The organism is Methylobacterium sp. Leaf466 (genome assembly GCF_001425565.1).
In the GTDB taxonomy this organism is placed as follows: domain Bacteria; phylum Pseudomonadota; class Alphaproteobacteria; order Rhizobiales; family Beijerinckiaceae; genus Methylobacterium.
In genome coordinates this window covers 15,241-35,721 of the sequence record NZ_LMRC01000006.1, presented here as the reverse complement: position 1 = coordinate 35,721, position 20,481 = coordinate 15,241, and the positions used below count along the sequence as shown (strand labels likewise).

General features: G+C 71.5%; 22 protein-coding genes. 14 read left to right on the top strand and 8 right to left on the bottom strand.

What is annotated here, in order from left to right; all coding sequences use genetic code 11:
• Positions 1 to 9: 9 nt before the first annotated feature.
• The 14 genes from ASG59_RS04595 (at position 10) to ASG59_RS04530 (ending at position 14,062) form a co-directional block, all read left to right on the top strand.
• Entirely contained in the window at positions 10 to 345 is a 336-nt protein-coding gene (locus ASG59_RS04595; RefSeq protein WP_055887008.1) for a flagellar hook-basal body complex protein FliE, read from the top strand.
• Between the two features lie 27 nt (positions 346 to 372).
• Positions 373 to 1,161 (top strand): flagellar basal-body rod protein FlgG, encoded by a 789-nt coding sequence (gene flgG, locus ASG59_RS04590; RefSeq protein WP_055887005.1) that lies wholly within the window; start codon positions 373 to 375, stop codon positions 1,159 to 1,161.
• Positions 1,162 to 1,311: 150 nt separating this feature from the next.
• The gene (flgA, locus tag ASG59_RS04585; protein ID WP_244472345.1) at positions 1,312 to 1,812 is read left to right on the top strand and encodes a flagellar basal body P-ring formation chaperone FlgA; all 501 of its coding nucleotides are present in this window, start codon (positions 1,312 to 1,314) and stop codon (positions 1,810 to 1,812) included.
• A complete protein-coding gene (flgI, locus tag ASG59_RS04580; RefSeq protein ID WP_056407219.1) occupies positions 1,812 to 2,912 on the top strand; it encodes a flagellar basal body P-ring protein FlgI in 1,101 nt (366 codons plus the stop codon). The genes flgA and flgI overlap by 1 nt, the downstream gene beginning before the upstream one ends.
• Positions 2,909 to 3,427: a MotE family protein gene (locus ASG59_RS04575; RefSeq protein WP_056283393.1), complete on the top strand. Its 519-nt coding sequence runs from the start codon at positions 2,909 to 2,911 to the stop codon at positions 3,425 to 3,427. Before flgI ends, ASG59_RS04575 begins: the two co-directional genes overlap by 4 nt.
• Entirely contained in the window at positions 3,427 to 4,161 is a 735-nt protein-coding gene (gene flgH, locus ASG59_RS04570; RefSeq protein ID WP_055886997.1) for a flagellar basal body L-ring protein FlgH, read from the top strand. The genes ASG59_RS04575 and flgH overlap by 1 nt, the downstream gene beginning before the upstream one ends.
• A gap of 24 nt (positions 4,162 to 4,185) precedes the next feature.
• On the top strand, positions 4,186 to 4,677 hold the full coding sequence (locus ASG59_RS04565; protein ID WP_055886993.1) for a flagellar basal body-associated FliL family protein: 492 nt from the start codon (positions 4,186 to 4,188) through the stop codon (positions 4,675 to 4,677).
• Positions 4,678 to 4,824: 147 nt separating this feature from the next.
• Positions 4,825 to 5,595, top strand: coding sequence for a flagellar type III secretion system pore protein FliP (gene fliP, locus ASG59_RS04560; protein WP_056283385.1), 771 nt, complete (start codon positions 4,825 to 4,827; stop codon positions 5,593 to 5,595).
• A gap of 164 nt (positions 5,596 to 5,759) precedes the next feature.
• Complete coding sequence (gene fliF / locus ASG59_RS04555; RefSeq protein ID WP_056407217.1) at positions 5,760 to 7,436, top strand: flagellar basal-body MS-ring/collar protein FliF; 1,677 nt, start codon at positions 5,760 to 5,762, stop codon at positions 7,434 to 7,436.
• On the top strand, positions 7,436 to 8,086 hold the full coding sequence (locus tag ASG59_RS04550) for a hypothetical protein (protein ID WP_056407214.1): 651 nt from the start codon (positions 7,436 to 7,438) through the stop codon (positions 8,084 to 8,086). The genes fliF and ASG59_RS04550 overlap by 1 nt, the downstream gene beginning before the upstream one ends.
• 1 nt (position 8,087) lies before the next feature.
• Positions 8,088 to 9,440, top strand: coding sequence for a MotB family protein (locus ASG59_RS04545; protein ID WP_056407213.1), 1,353 nt, complete (start codon positions 8,088 to 8,090; stop codon positions 9,438 to 9,440).
• Entirely contained in the window at positions 9,437 to 10,681 is a 1,245-nt protein-coding gene (locus ASG59_RS04540) for a chemotaxis protein MotC (RefSeq protein WP_082528618.1), read from the top strand. The genes ASG59_RS04545 and ASG59_RS04540 overlap by 4 nt, the downstream gene beginning before the upstream one ends.
• The gene (locus tag ASG59_RS20270; protein ID WP_056407211.1) at positions 10,678 to 13,551 is read left to right on the top strand and encodes a flagellar hook-length control protein FliK; all 2,874 of its coding nucleotides are present in this window, start codon (positions 10,678 to 10,680) and stop codon (positions 13,549 to 13,551) included. The genes ASG59_RS04540 and ASG59_RS20270 overlap by 4 nt, the downstream gene beginning before the upstream one ends.
• On the top strand, positions 13,505 to 14,062 hold the full coding sequence (locus tag ASG59_RS04530) for a transglycosylase SLT domain-containing protein (protein WP_055886974.1): 558 nt from the start codon (positions 13,505 to 13,507) through the stop codon (positions 14,060 to 14,062). The genes ASG59_RS20270 and ASG59_RS04530 overlap by 47 nt, the downstream gene beginning before the upstream one ends.
• Before the next feature lie 6 nt (positions 14,063 to 14,068).
• Here ASG59_RS04530 and ASG59_RS04525 read toward each other — a convergent pair whose 3' ends face one another.
• From ASG59_RS04525 to motA, 8 genes are all read right to left on the bottom strand, one after another.
• Complete coding sequence (locus tag ASG59_RS04525) at positions 14,069 to 14,752, bottom strand: response regulator transcription factor (protein WP_056283374.1); 684 nt, start codon at positions 14,750 to 14,752, stop codon at positions 14,069 to 14,071.
• Between the two features lie 448 nt (positions 14,753 to 15,200).
• Entirely contained in the window at positions 15,201 to 15,701 is a 501-nt protein-coding gene (locus tag ASG59_RS04520; protein ID WP_244472344.1) for a hypothetical protein, read from the bottom strand.
• On the bottom strand, positions 15,698 to 16,765 hold the full coding sequence (flhB, locus tag ASG59_RS04515; RefSeq protein ID WP_056407209.1) for a flagellar biosynthesis protein FlhB: 1,068 nt from the start codon (positions 16,763 to 16,765) through the stop codon (positions 15,698 to 15,700). The genes ASG59_RS04520 and flhB overlap by 4 nt, the downstream gene beginning before the upstream one ends.
• A gap of 62 nt (positions 16,766 to 16,827) precedes the next feature.
• Positions 16,828 to 17,874, bottom strand: coding sequence for a flagellar motor switch protein FliG (locus ASG59_RS04510; protein ID WP_055886965.1), 1,047 nt, complete (start codon positions 17,872 to 17,874; stop codon positions 16,828 to 16,830).
• Between the two features lie 16 nt (positions 17,875 to 17,890).
• Positions 17,891 to 18,262: a flagellar motor switch protein FliN gene (fliN, locus tag ASG59_RS04505; protein WP_055886962.1), complete on the bottom strand. Its 372-nt coding sequence runs from the start codon at positions 18,260 to 18,262 to the stop codon at positions 17,891 to 17,893.
• Between the two features lie 76 nt (positions 18,263 to 18,338).
• Positions 18,339 to 18,656: a hypothetical protein gene (locus tag ASG59_RS04500; protein WP_055886960.1), complete on the bottom strand. Its 318-nt coding sequence runs from the start codon at positions 18,654 to 18,656 to the stop codon at positions 18,339 to 18,341.
• Complete coding sequence (locus ASG59_RS04495) at positions 18,640 to 19,581, bottom strand: FliM/FliN family flagellar motor switch protein (protein ID WP_056283369.1); 942 nt, start codon at positions 19,579 to 19,581, stop codon at positions 18,640 to 18,642. The genes ASG59_RS04500 and ASG59_RS04495 overlap by 17 nt, the downstream gene beginning before the upstream one ends.
• Positions 19,578 to 20,450 carry a flagellar motor stator protein MotA gene (motA, locus tag ASG59_RS04490; RefSeq protein ID WP_056283366.1) on the bottom strand — a complete coding sequence of 291 codons (873 nt, stop codon included), beginning with the start codon at positions 20,448 to 20,450 and terminating at the stop codon, positions 19,578 to 19,580. The genes ASG59_RS04495 and motA overlap by 4 nt, the downstream gene beginning before the upstream one ends.
• Between the last annotated feature and the right edge of the window lie 31 nt (positions 20,451 to 20,481).

Here is a 20,481-nt window from a genome sequence, read left to right as displayed (position 1 = left end):
CCCGCCCCGATGATCGAAGCCCTCGCCTCCATTTCCGCCTTCGACCGGGCCGGCGCGGCCTCGCGCACCGAAGGCACCGCCGCCCTGCAGCGGGCGGTGATGCCCGCCGTGGGCGGCGCCGCCCCGGTCACGGACTTCGGCGACGTCATGGCCCAGCTGGTGTCGGGGGTGCGCACCTCGGTGCGGACCGGCGAGGCCACCGCCATCCAGGGCATCCAGGGCAAGGCCTCCGCCCAACAGGTGGTGGAGGCGGTGCTCTCCGCCGAACAGAGCCTGCAGACCGCCATCGCAGTGCGCGACAAGGTCGTGGCCGCCTACCTCGAACTCAGCCGCATGCCGATCTGAGATCCGCCGATTTAAGGAAGTACCGCCGTGAGAGCACTCGCCATCGCCGCGACCGGCATGAACGCCCAGCAGATGAACCTCGAGGTCATCGCCAACAACATCGCCAACCTCAACACCACCGGCTTCAAGCAGGCGCGGGCCGAGTTCACCGACCTGCTCTACCAGGCCGAGCGCCAGCAGGGCGTGCCCAACCAGGCCGGCCAGGAGCCGGTGCCCGAGGGCGCCATGCTGGGCCTGGGCGTGCGCACCGCCGCGATCCGCAACCTGCACCGCCAGGGGCAGCTCGCCAACACGTCGAACCAGCTCGACCTGGCCATCAACGGCCGCGGCTACTTCCAGATCACCAACCCCAACGGCGAGATCAACTACACCCGCGCCGGCTCGTTCAACCGCAACAACGCCGGCCAGCTGGTGACGCTGGAGGGCTACACCGTCGAGCCGGCGATCCTCCTGCCCGCCAACGCCGTCGACGTGGTGGTCAACCAGTCCGGCCAGGTCTTCGCCAAGATCGACGGCCAGGTCGCCCAGCAGAACATCGGCCAGCTCTCGCTCGCCAACTTCGCCAACGAATCCGGCCTCGAGCCCCTGGGCAACGGCCTCTACCGGGAGACCCCTGCCTCCGGGCAGCCGGTGGTGGGTGTCGCCGGCGACGTCAGCTTCGGCAAGATCCAGCAGGGCTACCTCGAGGGATCGAACGTCGATCCGGTCAAGGAGATCACCAACATGATCACCGCCCAGCGTGCCTTCGAGATGAACTCGAAGGTGATCCAGGCCGCCGACGAGATGGCCGGCACGGTCTCCAAGGGCATCCGCTGAAGCCACCGGCCCGCGCTGAGGCGGGGCCGCCCCGCTCCTCCACCCCACCGGCGGCGCCCGCTCGATGCGTGCCGCCCGAGACCTCGAACAGACGAACGGCGGGGCGGACGCCCGGCCGAGGGACCCGGCTCGCCGCCGGCCGGACACACGATGAAGAGCGCGACCACCATGGGCCAGACACATCTCACCGGACGGATCGCGCGGGGCCTCGCCTCGGCCGCGACAGGGCTCGCCCTCTGCGCCGGTCCGCTCTGGGCGGCCGACCTCGTGCTGCCGGTGCCCACGGTGACGATCTACGCCGGCGACGTCATCAAGGAGTCGATGCTGCGCTCCCAGGCCTATCCCGAGACCTTCAGGGCGCGGGGCGCGGTCATCGACGCGCCGCTGGCCATGGTCGGGCGCACCGCCCGGCGGATGCTGCTGCCGGGCGAGCCGGTGCCGGTCAACGCCGTCGAGGACCCGCGCCTCGTCAGCCGCGGCGCTCCCACCCAGATCGTGTTCGAGGAGAACGGCCTGTTCATCACCACGGTGGGCTCGCCCCTCCAGAACGGGGGCCTGGGCGAACTCATCCGGGTGCGCAACGCCGACACCGGCCGCATCGTCCTCGGCACGGTGATGGCCGACGGCCGCATCCGCACCGGGGACAAGTGATGCGCCGCATCCTCCTGGTCCTGGTGGCCCTCGTCCTCGCGGCCGTCCCCGCCGCCGCGGGAACGCGGATCAAGGACATCGCCACCCTCAAGGGCGTGCGCGACAACCAGCTCGTCGGCTACGGTCTCGTCACCGGCCTGCAAGGCACCGGCGACACCCTGCGCAACGCCCAGTTCACCGAGCAGTCGTTGCAGTCGATGCTCGACAAGATGGGCATCAACGTCCGCGACGCCCGCCTGCGCACCCGCAACGTCGCCGCCGTGATGGTGACCGCCGACCTGCCGCCCTACACCGGCACCGGCTCGCGCATCGACGTCACGGTGACCTCGCTGGGCGATTCCTCGTCGCTCAAGGGCGGCACCCTGCTGATGACGCCCCTGATGGGCGGCGACGGCCTCGTCTACGCCGCGGCGCAGGGACCGCTGGCGGTCTCGGGCTTCACCGTCGGCGGCGCGGCCGAGACGGTGACGCAGGGCGTGCCCACCGCCGGGCGCATCCCCAACGGGGCGCTGATCGAGCGCGAGGTGGTCGGCACCTTCCGCGACCTGCCCGAGCTGGTGATGGAACTGAAGAACCCCGACTTCAAGACCGCGATCCTGGTGGCCGACGCCATCAACACCTACGCCCTGCAGCGCTTCCGCAAGCGCGTGGCGATCCCCCGCGACCAGCGCGCGGTGGTGCTGATCCGGCCCGCGCAGATCGCCCAGACCCGCTTCATCGCCGAGATCGGCGACCTGTCCGTCGATCCCGACGTGCCGGCCCGGGTCGTCGTCGACCAGCGCACCGGCACGGTGGTGATCGGCCGCAACGTCCAGGTCTCCACGGTGGCGGTCACCCACGGCAACCTCACCGTCCGCGTCACCGAGACGCCCGAGGTGTCGCAGCCCGAGCCCTTCTCCAACGGCCGGACCGTGGTGGTGCCCCGCACCGAGGTCGCGGTCAACGAGCAGCCGGGCCGGCTCGCCATCATCCGCGGCTCGGACCTCCAGACCCTGGTGCGCGGCCTCAACCAGGTCGGCCTGAAACCCACCGACATCATCTCGATCCTGCAGGCGGTGAAGACCGCCGGCGCCCTCCAGGCGGAGCTCGTCGTCCAATGACCGGCAGGCGCTCCCTCCTCGCTGCCGCCATCGCGCTCGTCCTCGCCGCCGGGTCGGCCGCGGCGATCGAACCGCCGCCGCCGGTCGAGGCGGCCCGTGCGCCCGAGGCCGCACCCAAGCAATCCGGCTATTGCGCCAGCATCGCCGATGCCGCCGCCGACGCGCGCTTCGCCTGGCAGAAGGAGCAGCTCGCGACCCTGGAGAAGCAGGTCGAGGAGCGGATCGCGAAGCTCGAGGAGAAGCGCGCCGAATACGAATCCTGGCTGACCCGCCGCAACGCCTTCCTCGCCAAGGCCGACGAGGGCGTGGTGGCGATCTACACCAAGATGCGCCCCGACGCGGCCGCCCTCCAGCTCGCCAACATGCCCGAGGAATCGGCGGCCGCGATCCTCACCAAGCTGAACGCCCGCACCGCGAGCGCCATCCTCAGCGAGATGGAGGCCGCCCGCGCCTCGCAACTCGCCCGCGTCATGACCGATCTGGGCAAGAAGGCCCGGGAAAGCGAGAAATCCTGATGACCCGCCCGGCACCCGCAGGCTCCAGAGCCCGCCTCGGCCTCGCCCTCCTCGTCCTCGCGCCGGCTCTGGGCGCCTGCAACGCCAACCGCCTGTCGGAGTTCGGCCAGGCGCCGGTGCTGAGCCCGATCGGCACCGGGCTCGCCGCCCCGCGCGAGGCGTTGCCGACCACCTTCGGCTCGCTCAACCGCAAGACCTACCATTCGACCTGGGCGCCCGGCGCGGTCGAGATCTTCCAGGACCCGCGCGCCCGCAACGTCGGCGACGTCATCACGGTCTCGATCCAGATCGAGGACAAGGCCCAGTTCGGCAACTCCAGCGATCGCTCGCGCAGCCAGCGCTCGGGTCTCGGCTTCGATTTCGGCTACGGCGTTTCGGCGCTCAAGGACACCGCCACGGCGGATGCCGGCATCCGCTCCTCCACCGAGAGCAAGGGGGCGGGCAACATCGACCGGTCCGAGAGCCTGCGGCTCTCGGTGGCGGCCGTCGTCACCGAGGTCATGCCCAACGGCAACATTCTGATCTCGGGCTCGCAGGAGGTGCAGGTCAACAACGAGGTCCGCGTCCTCACCGTGGCCGGCATCGTGCGGCCGCGCGACATCTCCCGCCTGAACACCATCGCCTACGACAAGATCGCCGAGGCGCGCATCTCCTACGGCGGCCGCGGCCGCATCAGCGAGGTGCAGGCCCCGACCTTCGGTCAGCAGGTCTTCGAGACCCTGGCGCCGTTCTGACGGTTCGATCGAGGAGACGCCACGATGGCCGCCAAGACGGACGATGCCCCCAGGAAGAAGGGCGCCATGGCGCTGATCGGCGCCGTGGCGGTGGCGAGCGTGATCGCCATCGGCACCGGCGGCGGGCTCGGCCTCTACCTGCAGTCCACCGTGGAGAAGGCGGTCGACCAGAAGAAGAAGGACGAGGAGGACAAGGCCGTGAAGGTCCTCAAGTACACCGGCGACCTCTCGCTGCGCAGCGTCGGCTCGGTGGTGACCAACCTCGCCGACGCCAACGAGGCCTGGGTGCGGCTCGAATCCTCGGTGGTGTTCAAGACCGCGGCGGTGCCGAGCCCCGACGTGGCGCTCGCCGAGATCCGGGCCGACATCACCGCCTACCTGCGCTCGGTCACCACCCGCCAGATCGAGGGCCCGAGCGGCCTCCAGCACCTTCGCGAAGACCTCAACGAGCGCGTGGCGCTGCGCACCAAGGGCCAGGTCCGCGAACTGATCGTGGAATCGCTGGTGGTCCAGTAACGGGCCACCCTCCCTCCCCCTCGTGGGGAGGGAAGACGGGTGGGGGTGGCTGGGTGACCCTCCGCCTCCGGCAAGCGGCACAACCCCCACCTCCGACTCCTCCCCACGAGGGGGAGGAGAATCGCCGGCATCGACCGGGGTCGATCGATGGAAAGCCTCATGAGACATCTCAAACCGGCGTTCCTCGCCCTCGCCGCCCTGCCGCTCCTCACGGCGGCGGCCTCCGCCCAATCCGCCACCGGCGTGCCGGCGCTGGACGCCCTGCTGCCGGCCGGAAACGGAGCGGCGAGCGGGCGCATCCTGCAACTCGTCGCGCTGATGACGGTGCTGTCCCTGGCGCCCGGCCTCCTCGTGATGGTGACGAGCTTCACGCGGTTCGCCGTGGCGTTCTCGTTCCTGCGCTCGGGGCTCGGCCTCCAGAGCACGCCGGCCAACCTGTTCCTGGTGAGCCTGTCGCTGTTCCTGACCTTCTACGTGATGGCGCCCACCTTCGACCGGGCCTGGAACGAGGGCGTGAAGCCGCTCAGCGAGAACCGGATGACGGAGGCGGAGGCCTTCCCCAAGATCGTCGAGCCGTTCCGCGAGTTCATGACCACGCACGTGCGCCCCAAGGACCTCCAGACCTTCCGGGATCTGGCGAGCCGCACCTTCCCGGCGGCCGAGGAGGGCGAGAAGATCGACCTGCGCATCCTCATCCCCGCCTTCATGATCTCCGAACTGCGGCGCGGCTTCGAGATCGGCTTCCTCATCGCGCTGCCGTTCCTCGTCATCGACATGATCGTGTCCACGGTGGTGATGTCGATGGGCATGATGATGCTGCCGCCCACCGTGATCTCGCTGCCGTTCAAGGTGCTGTTCTTCGTCCTGATCGACGGGTGGAATATGCTGGTGAGCGGGCTGGTGCGATCGTTCTACTGAGGTTTCTCGGTTCTCGACCGGTCGCGGGACGGGGTCGAACCCGTACGTCGCCGGCAGCGCCGAAACGCGACGGAAAGGCCCCGGCGGGCCACGCAATCTCCGCGCAAGGCTGACGGGCAAGAAGGGCGGCACAGGCCGCGTGCCCGTCAGGAGCAGTCCCGTCAATGTCCGGTCGCCAACACGCCGAGAGGCTCTGGAACAACATCGTCGCCCTGGGCGGGCGGCGGATCGCGGCCCTCGGGCTGATCGGCCTCGTCGTCTTCCTGTCGGTGGGGCTGGGCGCCCTCTACCTCAGCCGTCCCGCCCAGGAGACGCTCTACACCGGCTTGAGCCGCGAGGACGTCGGCCGCATCGGCGGCGTGCTCAAGGACGCCAACATCCCCTTCGACGTCGCCGCCGACGGCGCCTCCGTCCTGGTGGCCTACGGCCACACCGCGCAGGCGCGCATGCTGCTCGCCGAGAAGGGCCTGCCGCAGAGCTCCAAGTCCGGCTACGAATTGTTCAACGACCTCGGCTCGCTCGGCATGACCTCGTTCATGCAGGAGGTCACCCGGGTCCGGGCGCTCGAGGGCGAGATCGCCCGCACCATCCAGGGCATGAAGGGCGTGCGTGCCGCGCGCGTCCACATCGTCCTGCCCGACCGCGGCTCGTTCCGCCGCGACCAGCAGCCGCCCTCGGCTTCCGTGGTGGTGCGCACCGAGCCCGCCGACGACGTCAGCGGCGCCCAGTCGATCCGCCACCTCGTCGCCTCGGCCGTGCCCGGCATGAAGCCCGACCGCGTCACCGTGATCGGCACCGACGGCGCCCTCATCCTCTCGGGCGACGAGGCCAACACCGCCGCCACCGGCAAGATGGCGAGCCTGGAGAAGACGCTCGGCCGCGAGGTCCAGGACAATATCCGCCGGACGCTGACCCCCTACCTCGGCGTCGGCAACTTCGAGGTGAGCGTCGCGGCCCGCCTCAACACCGACAAGACCGTCCAGAACGAGACGATCTACAATCCCGACCAGCGCGTCGAACGCTCGACACGGGCGGTGCGCGAGACCGAGAACGCCCAGAACCGCGCCTCGCAGCGCCCGACCACGGCCCAGCAGAACCTGCCCGACCAGCGCGTCCGCTCGGACGGCAACGACACCTCGAGCAACGAGACCCAGAAGCGCGAGGACCTGACCAACTACGAGATCTCGACCAAGACCATCCAGACGGTGAGCGACGGCTACGCCATCCGCCAGCTCTCGGTGGCCGTGCTGGTCAACCGCTCGCGCCTGGCGGCGCTGGCCGGTCCCGAGGGCGGCAAGGCCGCCATCGACGCCCAGATCGCCGAGATCGAGCAGCTGATCGGCTCGGCCGCGGGCTTCAACAAGGAGCGGGGCGACAACGTCAAGGTCGCCGCCGTGGGCTTCGTCAACGACGGCCAGGCCCTGGAGCCGGTGGCGCCGTTGAGCCTCACCGACGTGCTGCTGCGCCAGTCGGCCACCCTCATCAACGCCGCCACCATCCTGCTGGTGGCCGGCCTGCTGATCTGGTTCGGCCTGCGCCCGGCCATGCGCGCCATCCTGGCGATCCCGGCCGCCGAGCAGGAGCAGGTCGCCGCACTGGCCGCCGCCGCCGGGCTCAACCCCGACGGCACGCCGGCCGGCGCCCTCACCGGACCGGCCGCCTCGGGCCTGCCCGAACTGGCGGCGCCCGCCGCCGCCACGGGGGTCGCCGGGCTGATCGAGGATCTCGCCGACAAGCTCAACCGCTCGCCGCAGAAGCGGCTCGAGCAGATGATCGAAGCCGACGAGGAGCAGGCCGCGCAGATCCTCAAGCGCTGGCTCCTGCGTGAGGAGGCCGCGTGATGGCACCGGTGATCGCCCGTTATCTCCCCGACTTCTCCGTGGCGCCGGCGGCCCCCCCGCCCCGCGCCCAGGACGGGCTCGCCCTCCTCCTGCGCACCGCCCCGGCCCCGGTCGCGCCGCCGGCTCCCGTCGAGGACCGCGAGGCCCTGCTTCGCGCCGCCGAGGCGAAGGGCTGGGAGCAGGGCCGGGCCGACGCCCAGGCCGAATCCGCCGCCGTCCTCGCCCGGGCCCGCGAGGACTTCGACGGGCGCCTCGACACCGCCCGCCGCGACTGGTGCCGCCACGAGGCCGAGGCGCTGGCCGCCGGCCTCAATGGCGCCGTCGAGGCCCTGGCCACGGCCTTGAGCGAGCGCATCGGCCGGTTGCTGGTGCCGGTGGTGACCGAGTCCCTGCGCGTCCGGGCGGTCGAGGAACTCTCGGGCGTGCTCGCAAAGCTCCTCACCGAGGGGACGAACGGCGCCCCGATCCGGGTCGAGGGCCCTGGCGACCTCCTCGAGGCCATCGCCGAGCGGCTCGGGCCCCTGTCGGCCACCGTCGCCTTCACGCCGGCGCAGGCCGTCGACGTCACCGTCCGGGCCGACCAGACCCTGATCGAGACCCAACTCGGGGCCTGGGCCGATCGCCTCGCCGCCGCCGTCGGAGCGCGCTGACATGGCCGAGGGCGTCCACGAGATCATCATCGTCAAGCGTCGCGGCGACGAGGAGGAGGGGCACCACGGCGGCGCCTGGAAGATCGCGCTCGCCGACTTCATGACCGCGATGATGGCGCTGTTCCTGGTACTGTGGCTGATCGGCTCCACCACCAAGGAGACGAAGACCGCGATCGCCGAGTACTTCAACCCGGTCAAGCTCGCCGACGTCACCTTCGACCGTCGCGGCCTGCGCGACCCGACCAACACCCCCGGCGAGGCCCCGAGCGAGGGCGAACTCGGCAAGATGGAGGGCGGCAAGGGCGATACGGGTAAGGGGGAAGGCGCCAAGGGCGACGCGAAGGGCGACGCCAAGGGCGGGCCGGGAAGCCGCGCCCGCGAGGCCGCCCTGTTCCAGGACCCCTACGCGGTGCTGGCCAAGCTCGCCGCCGAGGCCGACCCCGACCGGAACGATTCCGCCGACGGCGTCATCACCGAGGCCGGTCAGCCCGGCATCAACGGCGGCGAGGCCGCGCGCGACCCGTTCGATCCGCTCTACTGGCAGGTGGCGCCGGTGGCCAAGATGCGCGCCGAAGCGCCCGGCACGCCCAACACCGTGGCGCCGCTGCCCCAGGACGGCCGCCTCGACGCCCGTTCGGTCAACCCGCTTCGGACCGCCCCCGTCACGCCTCCCGTCAAGGCCGCCACCGCGGTCGCGCCGGCCGAACCGGCGGCGGTCGCAGAGATGGCGGCCGCTCCGCCGGCGGCCGCCCCCGAGGTCAAGCGCGAGACGGCCCTCGAGCCCGCCAAGGCCGAACCGGTCAGGGCCGAGCCCGTCAAGCCTGCTCTCTCCAAGGCCGCTCCCCTCGCCGCCGACCGGGCCAGGGATGCGGCCGAGGCCGCCGAGACCCTGGCCGCTGCGCAGATCAAGGACGAGATCGCCAAGGCCCTGGCGAGCCTGGGCACCGCCAGCCCGGCGCCGCGCACCGAGGTGCGGCGCACCGGCGAGGGCATCCTGATCAGCCTCACCGACGAGGCGAACTTCAGCATGTTCGGGGTCGGCTCGGCCGAGCCGCAGGCCAAGGTCGTCAAGGCCCTGGAGCGGATCGCCGGGATCCTCAAGGATCGGCCCGGCCGCATCGTGGTACGCGGCCATACCGACGCGCGTCCGTTCCGGTCGGAAACCTACGACAACTGGCGCCTGTCCTCCGCCCGCGCCCAGATGGCGTCCTACATGCTCGTGCGCGGCGGCGTCGCCGATGCCCGGCTGGAGCGGATCGAGGGCTACGCCGACCGCCTGCCGCGCAACCCGGCCGACCCCAAGGCGGCCGAGAACCGCCGCATCGAGATCCTGCTGCGGGGGCGGCCCGAGTGAGTGCGCGCCCGCGTCGCCTCCTCGCCGCGACCGTCGTCCTGTCCCTCTGCGCGACATCGGCCGTGGCGGCGGAGTCCCACGGCGGCGATTCGCACGGGGGCGGCTCGGTAAGGTCGGCGCCCATCGCACCGTTGCCGATCGTGCCCTACACGGTGCCGGTCGAACTCGTGCGGACCCTCCAGCTGCTGCAGGACCGGATCGCGCAGGGGCAGACCCAGGCCTTCCACGGCCAGCGCGCCCTGATGCAGCACGCCGAGGAGCGCATGGTCGCCCTTCCCCCAGAGGTCTGGGCCGAGGCGGTCAACATCCGCGCGGCGGTGACCTTCGCCCTGAGCGGCGGCGGCCCCGGCCTGCTGCGCCAGGTGATGGGCTCGGGCAAGGTCGGGGAGGGGGAGACGCCCCTGGTCCTCGGGGCGCTCGCTTATCTCGAAGGCCGCGAGAAGGAGGCGCGCACGCTGCTCGCCAAGTTCGACCCGAACGCCGTGCCGGTGGGCCTGGGTGCCCAGCTCGCCCTCGCCCAGGCGGCGCTGGCGGCGCGCGACGACCCGGCCCAGTCGATCCGGCTCCTCGATCTCGCGCGCCTCATCGCGCCCGGCACCCTCGTGGAGGAGGGCGCCCTGCGCCGCGAGATCTTCGTGCTCGCCCATGTGGGAGACCTCGCCAGGTTCGAGGCCCTGTCGATCCAGTACCTGCGCCGGTTCCGGCACTCGGTCTACGCCGGCAACTTCCGCCAGCGCTTCGCCGCCGCCCTGACCCGCCTCGACTTCGCCAGCGACGGCGCCCGCTTCGCCAAGCTCCAGGCGATGCTCGACGAGATCGAGCCGGAGGGCCGGCGCGACCTCTACCTCCTGGTGGCCCGCGCCGGGCTCGACCAGGGCAAGACCGCGACGGCGGTCTTCGCCGCCGAGCGGGCGATCACCCTGGTGGACGCGGCCTCGGCCTGGTCTGCGCGCGCGCGGCTCTACCGCGCGGCGGCGCTGGTGGCCGCCGACGGCCAGTTCGAGGCCAGCCTCGAGACCCTGCGCGCGACCGACCGCTCGGTCCTGGCGGAGGCCGACGCGGCGCTGCTCGATTCCGCGCTGGCCATGGCCGCGCAGATCCGCTCGGTCCCCGCGCTCGGGGCCAAGCCGCCGGAGGCGGCCCCGGCGGCCAAGCGGTCCCTTCCCACCACACCCGCCATCGCCCGTGCCCAGGGCGCGATCGGGCAGATCGACGCGTTGATGACCAGGAGTGACCGGTGAACACCCTCGGCGCGACTCTCGCTTCCCTGCGTCCGGCCGTCGAGGCTGCGTCCGGCCGGCCCGGCCGCGATGACGATGCGGCGGCCGCGTTCGGAACCCTGCTCGGGTCCCTGGCCGGGGAGGCGGTGACGGGCGACCCAGAGCGGGAGGCCAAGGCCTCACCCGCACCGGCCGAGTCCGAGGCGCCACCGTCCATCCCCTCGACCACGGGCGATGCCGCCTCGGCCCTGACCATCCTGGCGGCGCTGGAGTCGGCAGGCGCCGCGCCGGCGGCCCGGACAGGGCCGGCCGGGGCCCACCCCGAATCCATCGCGACCTGGATCGCCAGGGCGCTGCCCGCCGCCGCGCCTGCCGCCGGCGGGGTCACCCCCGGCGCGGCCGACCGCAGTGTCGTCGGGCGTCCCGCCGACCGGGCGATGCCGGCCTTTCCCGGCGCCCCGGTCCCGGCCGGGCGGCTGCAGGTGACGGTGATCGCCCAGGAGACCCATTTCGCCCCGGTCAAGCCGCATCCCGTCAGCCTCTTGGGCGCGCTGCCGGCGACACCGCCGGCCGGACCCGTCCCGACCGTGCCCACTTCCGCGCCCACCTCCGGCGTGGCCGCTCCGGCCCCCGCGCGGCCCGAGACCGCCATCGTGCCGGGCGCGGCCCCGGCGACACCGCGGCCGGCCGCCGCCCTGGCGACCGTTGCCATTCCGGGCGTCGGGACCGCCGCCGGCCGGTCCGCTTCGACCGGCCCCGGCGAGGCTCCCGTCGTCGCGCGCGCTGGGGCGGACCGGGTCGCGGGCGATGAGGCCGCCGCGCCGTCCCGGCTCTCGATGCCGTCCACGTCCGACACCGCCGCGGCTTCGCTCCCGCCCGTCGCGACCGAAGCCGTCGCCACGGTGCGCTCCCCGCTCGACGGGCCGGTATCCTCGACGCCGGTCCCGGGACCGGCCGCCTCCGAGATGCCCGTCGTCGCGCGCGCCGTTGCGGACGGCGAGCCGCCGGCGCCGGCCGGAACGCCCTCCACCGGCGCTCCCGCGCCGGCCGAGCCCTCTGGCATCCAAGCACGGCGCGGTCCGGGCGCGACGGGCACGCCGCCTGCGCCCGGCGTCGATCCCGACAGCCACGAGCGGTCAGCTGCCGTCACGGCCACCCCGGACTCTGCCCGCCCGCCAGTGGATGTCGCCCCGACCGCCACAGCGCGTCCCGCGAACGCACCCCCGGCCGGTCCCGGTCCGCTGGCGAGCGCCATTCCGGCCGGTGTGGCGCCGGTCGCCCCGGTGTCCGATCCAACTCCCATGCTCTCCCAGGCCGGGACCGACCGCTCCCTCGCGGCCGAGATCGCGTCCGGTTCTCCGGCTCGCGCGATCGAGGCCGAGCGGCCTGTCTCGCTCGACGGTCGGCCGCAGGCCGCCCCGGTTCCGGTGGCGCCGCCTGCCACGGCTGCCGCGTCTCTTGCCGCGTCTCTTGCCGCGTCTCTTGCCGTGGCTTCCGCGCCGCCTGCCGTGGCTGACCCGACCGTGACCGAGCATCGGCCGGTGGCCGTGACCGTTCCGCGTGATCCCGCCATGGCGGAACGGCCTACCGCGTCAGATGCGGTCGGGGAGGCCGCGCGGCAGGCGGCCCCGACCGCCGTGGCGCCGCCCGCTACGGCTGCCGGGTCGCCCCCCGCTGCTGCCCTCACCGTTTCCAGGGCGGTCGTCGACGCCCCGCCTGAGGCCGCCGCGATCCATGTCGAACCCGCTGCCTCGAAGGCCGATGGCGAGCCCATCCTCGCCCCGCCCGGAGCCGAGCGCCCGCGCGTGGCCGTGACCGCGGCGGTGCAAGCGGCTCCCTCCGCCGCCTTGCCATCCGCCGTGCCCGACGCGATCGCCCCGACCCCGCCGTCCGCAGCCCTGCCCGGATCCGCCCCCTCCGTGACGCCGGTTCCTCCGGCCGCCACCGCCTCGATCGCTCCGCCGGTCGCCTCCTCGCCGCCGGTCGCCGTCGATGGCGGACGCCCCGTCCCGCCGCCTGCCCAAGCGGCTGCCCAAGTTTCTGCCCAAGCGCCTGCCCAAGTTTCTGCCCAAGCGCCTGCCCCGGCCGGCTCCCTCTCCCCGTCGCCGCCCGCGCAGGCTCCGGCCCCGGTGGTCGTCCCGGCGCGCCCGCAGCCGATCATCACTCGCGCTGTGGCGGAGCCCGAGGCGGAGGCCGCTGCGTCCGACACCGACCCATCCGGCGCGGCGAGCCGGATGTCGCCGGTGTCGTTTGCGTCCTCGCCCATCGGCGACGTGCCGCAGCCGGGCGTCTCCGCCGAGGGCCGACGCGAGGGGGCCCAGCCGGTCACGCCCGTGGCGGCGCTGGCGATGCCGGCCGTGGCGATGCCGGCGGCGGCCGATCCGGCGCGTCAGGTCGCGGACGCGGTGGTCGCCGAGGCCGGACGGCTGCATGCGCCCGCCGCGACCGCCGGCCCGGCGAGTGGCCTCGACGGTCCCTTGCGCATTCTGACGATCCAGCTGCGGCCGGACGACATGGGCACCGTCGTGGTGCGGATGCGCCTGCGCGGTGACGCCCTCGAGGTGAGCCTGCACGCCAGCCGCGAGGAGACGGCGGCGCTCCTGCGCAGCGACGACGGCGCGCTGCGCGAGGTGCTGCGCAGCGCCGGCTACCAGCCCGACGTCGTCACCATCGGCTCTGGCCGCCCCGACACCGCATCCGGCGACGCCGCCCGGCACGGCGGCGGGGCCGATGCCGCGGCGCAGGGCGGCAGGGGCGGCGATGCCGCGCCGGGCCAGTCCGGCCGCCGCCAGTCCGATCCGCGCGAGACCGAACGGTCCGCCCACCGAGGGGAGTCCCAGAGCGATGACGCCACGTCTGCCGGTCCTGGCCGTAGCGGCCGCTATCTCTAGTTTCGCGGCTCCGGCCGCGGCCACCAACGTCTGCGAGCGCGAGATGGCGAGCGCCTCGGCCAAGCACGGGGTGCCGCTGGGCGTGCTCTACGCGGTCGGCCTCACCGAGAGCGGCAACCGCGGCTCGCTGCAGCCCTATGCGATGAACATCGCCGGTAAGGCCTATTTCGGCGCCAACGCCGCCGATGTGGTGTCGCGCCTCGCCCAGGCGCGCACCGGCGGCATCAAGCTGGTCGATCTGGGCTGCATGCAGATCAACCACCACTACCATCGGGCGAAGTTCGCCTCGCTGGAGAGCATGATCGATCCGCGCCAGAACGTGGAATACGCCTCGGTCTTCCTCAAGGAGCTCAAGGCGCGGGAGGGGAGCTGGACGCTGGCGGTGGCCCGCTATCACGCCGGCCCCAACAACAACCCGGCCCAGAAGCAGTACGTCTGCCGGGTGATCGCCAACATGGTCGCCACGGGCTTCGGCCAGTGGACGCCCAACGCCCGCGGTTTCTGCAAGTAGGGCGGTTCAGCCGTTAAAGGTGTAGCCGATGAAGCGCTTGGCCTCGATCGGGTCGTAGCCTAGGCGCGTGCTCAGCTTCTTGCGCAGCTTGCTCACGTGCCCCTCGATGACGCTCTCCTCGACCCCGTTGCTATAGACGCCGTAGACCACGTTGTAGATCTGCGACTTCGTCATGCGGCGGCCCTTGTTGCGCACCAGGCATTCGAGGATGTGGCGTTCGCGCCGCGGCAGGGCCAGCACGACCCCGTCGATCTCCGGGTCGCGACCGTCGAAATAGACCCTGAGGCGGTCGGGGGCGGGGGGCGCCTCGCCCGGCTGCGGCGCGCCCCCGTTCACCCGCCGCCAGATCGCCTCGGACCGGGCCAGGATCTCGCGGACGTGGACGGGCTTGGGCAGCACGTCGTCGATGCCGGCATCGAACAGGACCAGGGTGTCGTCGAGGCTGCGCACGTCGGACAGGGCGATGATCGGGGCCCGCGACATCCGGCGGATCGCGCTCGCGCATTTGGCGCGGTCCTCGAAGTCGCCCAGCAGGAAGCCCTGGATCGCCTCGCGGTCGCTGCGCGATGAGGCCTGGAACCAGTGGGTGAACTCGTCGGGCGCCAGCCCGAGCGAGGAAATCCCTTCCTGGTCGAACCTGGCCTTGTACGCGGCGTTCACCGACTCGCGCGCGTCGACCAGTATGTACATCGCGGGACCTCTCCGGTTCTTCTCGACCGTCTGTCGGTGGGCGTCGCGTGGCCGGATCGACCCCCCTTTCCCACGACCTCCCTGGATCGCCGGGCGCCCCCGGCGCCGGAGGATCGCGTCCACAATCGGTGATCGCGGCGTGGATCGGATTCGCGGCTCGGATGTTCCGTCAAAATCGATCCGGTCAGACGAGCGCGTCTCTTCGGCTCGAAGACAGAACAGGTCCGCCCCGATTTAATCCTTGCACGTCTGGAAATCTTATCGGTCGGCGGCTGATCATCCGCTCACCTGTCCGGTCCACGATTCGATCCTGCCGCCTACCTTTGTCGGTCGGCGGTTGGACGGTCAATGGATTTTGCATTCCACCGCGTCATTAACATAGGATCGTGTCGCGACCCGCCTGCGGCGCGGAGCGCGGCGCGCGAGGACCCGCGGTCTCCCGGGGTGGTCAGGCGGCGTTCGGACGCAGCCTCGCATCGGCCAGCGCGGTGGCGAACCCATCGAGGTTGAACGTCGTCGGGGGCTGGTCGGCCAGGATGCGCTGGATCGCGACGCCGACGTAGACGCCGTCGAGGATGAGCTTGAAGAACACCGTCACGGGTTTGGTCACGAACTCCATGTCGAGGACGACGGTGAGGGAACGGCCCCAGTCGAACCGGATGTCGGCTCCGTCGGCGTAGGCGATGGTCGCCTCCTTGAAGAACGGTTCGGCCGAGGAGGCGACGAGGTCGGCGATGTTGCCGTGGCGCTCGCCCTTGACCCAGCCGATCAGGATCCCGCCGTCGAGGAGGCAGAGTTCGGCGATGAAGTCCCGGATGGCGGTGGCGAACACGCGCTCGGCCGCGCCCATCACGTCCTCGGTGGCGCAGCCGACGTCGTGGGCGTCCCCGTCACGGGCGGAACGGCCTCGGGTCGAATCGCCGGCGGCCCAGCGGGAAGCTGCGGTCATGAGCGGTTCCTTGCGAACAGGAAGAACAGGATCTGGGCCACTGCGCTGTAGAACTCCGCCGGGATCATCTGATCGACCTCGACACTGTCGTACAGGGACCTTGCGAGAGGCTTGTCTTCCACCACCGGAACGCCGTTCGCCTCGGCGATTTCGCGGATGCGCAGGGCCAGCAGGTCCTTGCCCTTGGCCAGCACGAGGGGGGCGGGCTGCTCCTCGCGGTTGTAGCGAAGCGCGATGGCGTAATGGGTCGGGTTGGCGATGACGACGGTGGCCGTCTTCACGTCGGCGAGCATGCGCTTGCGCGAGCGGTCCTGGGCCAGCGAGCGCAGGCGGCTCTTGACGAGGGGGTCGCCCTCGCTCTGCTTGTGCTCGTCCTTGAGGTCCTGGTGGGACATCCGCAGGGACTTCTGCCAGCGCAGGCGCGACCACACCAGGTCGGCGGCCACGATCACGATGGTGGCGATGCTCACCACCGAGATCAGGCGGATCGCCACCGTCAGGATCAGGTCGGGGATCTGGCTCGGATCGGAGAACATGGCATTCATGGCTTTGTTGCCCTCCGAGCGCAGGAGGAGCAGGGCGATCAGAGAAACCGATAAGAATTTAAGGACCGATTTCAGGAACTCGATCTGCCCTTCCTTTCCGAAGATCCGTCCCCAGCCCTTGGCCAGGGAGATCCGCGACCATTGCGGGCGGATGCGCTCGCCCACCAGGCTCGGAACGTTCTGGAGGAGGGAGGCGGACAGGCCGCACACGGCCAGGATCGCCAGGATCGGGATCAGGAACTTCGCCACCGCGAAGGCGGTGGCCTGGAACAGCATCGCCGCGTCCTGGCTGTTCTCCAGGGTGAACCCGCGGGGATGGTCGAACAGCGGCAGCATCTCCCGCACCAGCGGGCCGATGCCGTCGCGCACGACGAAGCTCAGGGCGATGAGGAGGCCCAGGATCGAGGCGAAGATGGGGGCCTCGCGCGAGAACGGCACGTTGCCCTTCTCGACGGCGTCGCGGATCTTGCGCTCGGTCGCCGCCTCGGTCTTGCTCTCCGGATCGCTGTCATCCGACACGGACGGGGTCCGGCCTGGCGGTCAGGGCTGCCGTCGGGACACGGCGGGCCGGAGCCGATCCCTCAGCGGACGAGCTCCTCAACCTCGCCTCCCGCGTTGATCTCGATCTCGCCGCGCCCGGCCATCTCCATGGCGAGGTCGGTGATGCTGCGGCGCGCCTCCAGCACGTCCTTCTGCGCGGCCGGCTCGCCGCCGTTCAGCTCGTGCTCGACCATGCGGCGCACGCGGGCGGAGAGCGCGCTGAGGACCACGGTGCGGAACTCCGCGTCGGTGCCCTTCAGGGCGAGGATCAGGCGGTCGCTCGGCACCACGTCGAACAGCGTCGTGCGGGCGCGGGGCGCCAGGCGGGCGATGTCGTCGAAGGTGAAGAGCAGGCCCTTGAGGATCTCCACGGATTTGGGCTGCGTCTCGCCGAGGCTCGTGAGCACGGCGTCGATCTGGTTGCGCTCCATCTTGTTGATGATGTCGGCCATCTTGGCGTGGGTGTCGGCGCCGGAGTTGCGCGAGCCGTTGATGAGGAAATCCTCCAGCAGCGCCTTCTCGATGGTCTGGCGGATCTCGTCGACCACGGGCTTGAAGGTGAGCATCCGGCGCATGATCGTGTTGCGCAGGGCCTCGGGCAGGTGGGCCATCACCTTGGCCGCCGCCGCCGGCTTGATCCGCGACAGCACGAGGGCCGCCGTCTGCGGGTGCTCCTTGACGAGGTAGCTCGCCAGCACGCTCTCGGACACGCCCGACATCCGCTCCCAGACCGAGCGGGTGACGTCGCCGCGCAGGTCGGCCAGGATGTCGGAGAGCTGGTCGGCCGGCAGGAGCCCGGTCAGGAGCTTCTCGACCTCCTGCAGGGTGCCGATCAGGCTGCCGCCGGCCGAGAACTCGCCCGAGAACGTGTCGACGATGCTGTCGATCTGCACAGAGCTCACCGCGCCGAGCTGGGTCGCGGAGCGGGTGATGAGGCGGATCTCGTCGGGCTCGAAGTACTTGAGCAGGCGGCCCGCGGCCGGCTTGCCCATGGCCAGCAGCAGGGCCGCGACCTCGTCGACCGCGTTGAGCTGGCGCAGGCCGCCCTTGCTGCTGCCGGCTTCGACCTTGGCGGGGAGAGTGGCCATCGCCGCGTGTCCCGCCTCAGCCGTTCTGGCCGGCGTCGGCCGGGCCGACGATCTCGGTCAGCGACACGCCGAAGCGGGAATTGTCCTCCTCCACCACCACGATCTCGCCGCGGGCCACGACCCGGCCGTTGACGGTGATGTCCACCGGCTCGCCGACCCGGTGGTCGAGGGGGACGATGGCGCCGCGGCCGAGCTTCATCAGGTCGGCCACCGGCATGGTCGCCGAGCCGAGCACCACCTGGATCAGGACCGGGATGCGCAGGATCGAATCGAGGTTGCGGCCGTCGCCGACCCGCGGCTCGCCCGTGGCGGCCGGCGGGATGTTCGGGAAGGCCGGCGCTGCACCCGGGGGGGCGGTGCCGGCTCGGTCGAAGGGGCTGTCGGTCATCGGCCGCTCTGGGGGGTTGTCGTGTGGGGTCTAGGCGGGACGGGTGAGGGGTCGCGGGAGGGGGCGCGGGAGGGGTCTAGCCCCCGCGGGCGTGGCCGTCCCGGGAGGTGGCGGCCTCCGAGGTCAGGCGCCGGCGGCTCTCCTCGAGGTCGGACAGGGTCCGGCGGGCCTCGTCGATCTTCACGGTCAGCGCCTCGAGGATCTCGCGACCCTCGGTGCTGAAGCCGCGCACCGCCTCGCCGGCGCTGTGGAGCGCTTGGCCCGACTGGGCGAAGATGCGGCCGTACTCGGCCTGCGTCCGGTCGAGGCGCTTGAGCTTGAGATACATCGGCACCACGCAGGCGCTCGTCGCGATCAGGGCCAGCAGCAGGACGGTGTCAACGAGCGGCGTCATCTTCGGTGGCTTCCTTTCCCTGCGCAATGGCCTCGTCGACGCGCAGGACGTAGGACCCCTGCGCCTGCCCCATATGGCACCAGAACAGCGGCCTGTCGTTGCCCTCGAGCATCACCCGCGTGCTCGGGGTGGCGTCGAGGCCGATCACCTGGCCGACCTTGAGGTCGGCGATCTCGCCCAGCGTCAGGGTGCGCTCCTCGAGCACCGCCCGCAGGGTGACCTGCGCCTTCTGGACCTCCGCCGCCATCTGCCGGGTCCAGTGCGGGTCGCGGGCGGCGGACTCGCCGGTGAGGACCTTGGACAGGCTCGGCCGCATCGGGTTGAGCACCGATTGCGGAAACAGCACGCACATCTCGCCGCCCCGGTTGAGCGACTGGATCATGAACTTGGCCTCGACGGCCTTGTTGGTGCGCCCGCCGATCACCGCGAACTCCATCCGGGTCTCGGCGCGCTCCATGCGGAAGGTCGTGGCCGAGACCAGGGAGAACGAGGATTCCAGCGCCTTGCCGATCTGCTCGAACACGAGGTTGGCCAGCCGCAGTTCGATCGCCGAGAACGGCCGCTCGTCCTCCACCGGCGGTTCGCCGCCGTCCGAGCCGAACAGGGCCTCGACCATCGTGAAGATGAAGTCGCGGTCGAGGGCCACCAGGATGTGGCTGTCCCACTCGGCGGCGTGGAAGATGCCCGCCACCGCGTTGTCCTCGTAGGCGTCGAGCATCTCGCCGAAGGGGCCGCTGCGCACGCCGCTGAACGAGAAGAACACCGAGGAGGCGACGAGGTGCTTGAGGTTGTCGGTGCAGGCGCTGGTGAGGCGGTCGAACACCACCGCCAGCATCGGCAGCCGTTCGAGGGAGAGGTCGCCCGCCTCCTTGAGGCGGGTCTTGAGGTCGATGCGCCCCGGCTCGATGGTCGGTCGATCGGTCATGCGGCCTCCCGCTGGGCTCCGCCGGTGACGGTCGCGTTCTCGACCTCGTCGATGGTGGGCCGGTCGCCCGACGAGATGCCCTTGCGGCCGTGCTCCACCGCGATCTGCGGCACGGCGCCGTTCATGTAGGCGAGCAGGCTCTGCTTGACGATGACGTAGACGCGGCCCTGCTTCTCGCGGGTGGTCTTCACCTTGATCGCGAAGGGCGCGAGCATGCCGTAGGACAGGAAGATGCCGACGAAGGTGCCCACCAGCGCCGCGCCGATGAGGCCGCCGAGGATCTGCGGCGACTGGTCCAGCGCCCCCATGGCCTTCACGATGCCGAGCACCGCCGCGACGATGCCGAGCGCCGGCAGCGCCTCGGCCACGGTGGTGATGGCGCCGTAGGGCTTGAGCGCGTCGCGGCGCTGGCTGCCGATCTCCTCGTCCATCAGGGCCTCGATCTCGTGGGAGCGGGCGTTGCCGATCAGGATCAGGCGGGCGTAGTCGCAGATGAACATCACGAGGTCGGTGTTCTTGGCGACGTCGGGATAGGCCTTGAACAGCTCGGAATTGGCGGGGTCGTCGAGGTGGGGCTCGACTTCGTTGCGGGGCTTGTTCTTGAGCTCGCGCATCAGCGCGTGCAGGAGCCCGAGCAGGGCGAGGTAGTCCTTGCGCTTGGGCACCTTGCCGGTGAGGGCCTCCAGGGAGGCGCGCCCGGAATCCACCACCGTCTTCATCGGGTTGGCGATGACGAAGGTGCCCGCGGCCATGCCGCAGATGATGACGTATTCCCAGGGTTGCCAGATGACGATCAGGTGGCCGCCCATGGCGACGAAGCCGCCGAGCATGGAACCGATCGCGATGACGAGGCCGACGAGGACGCTCAAGGCTGCTGTCTCCCTGGTGGGACGTTCAAGA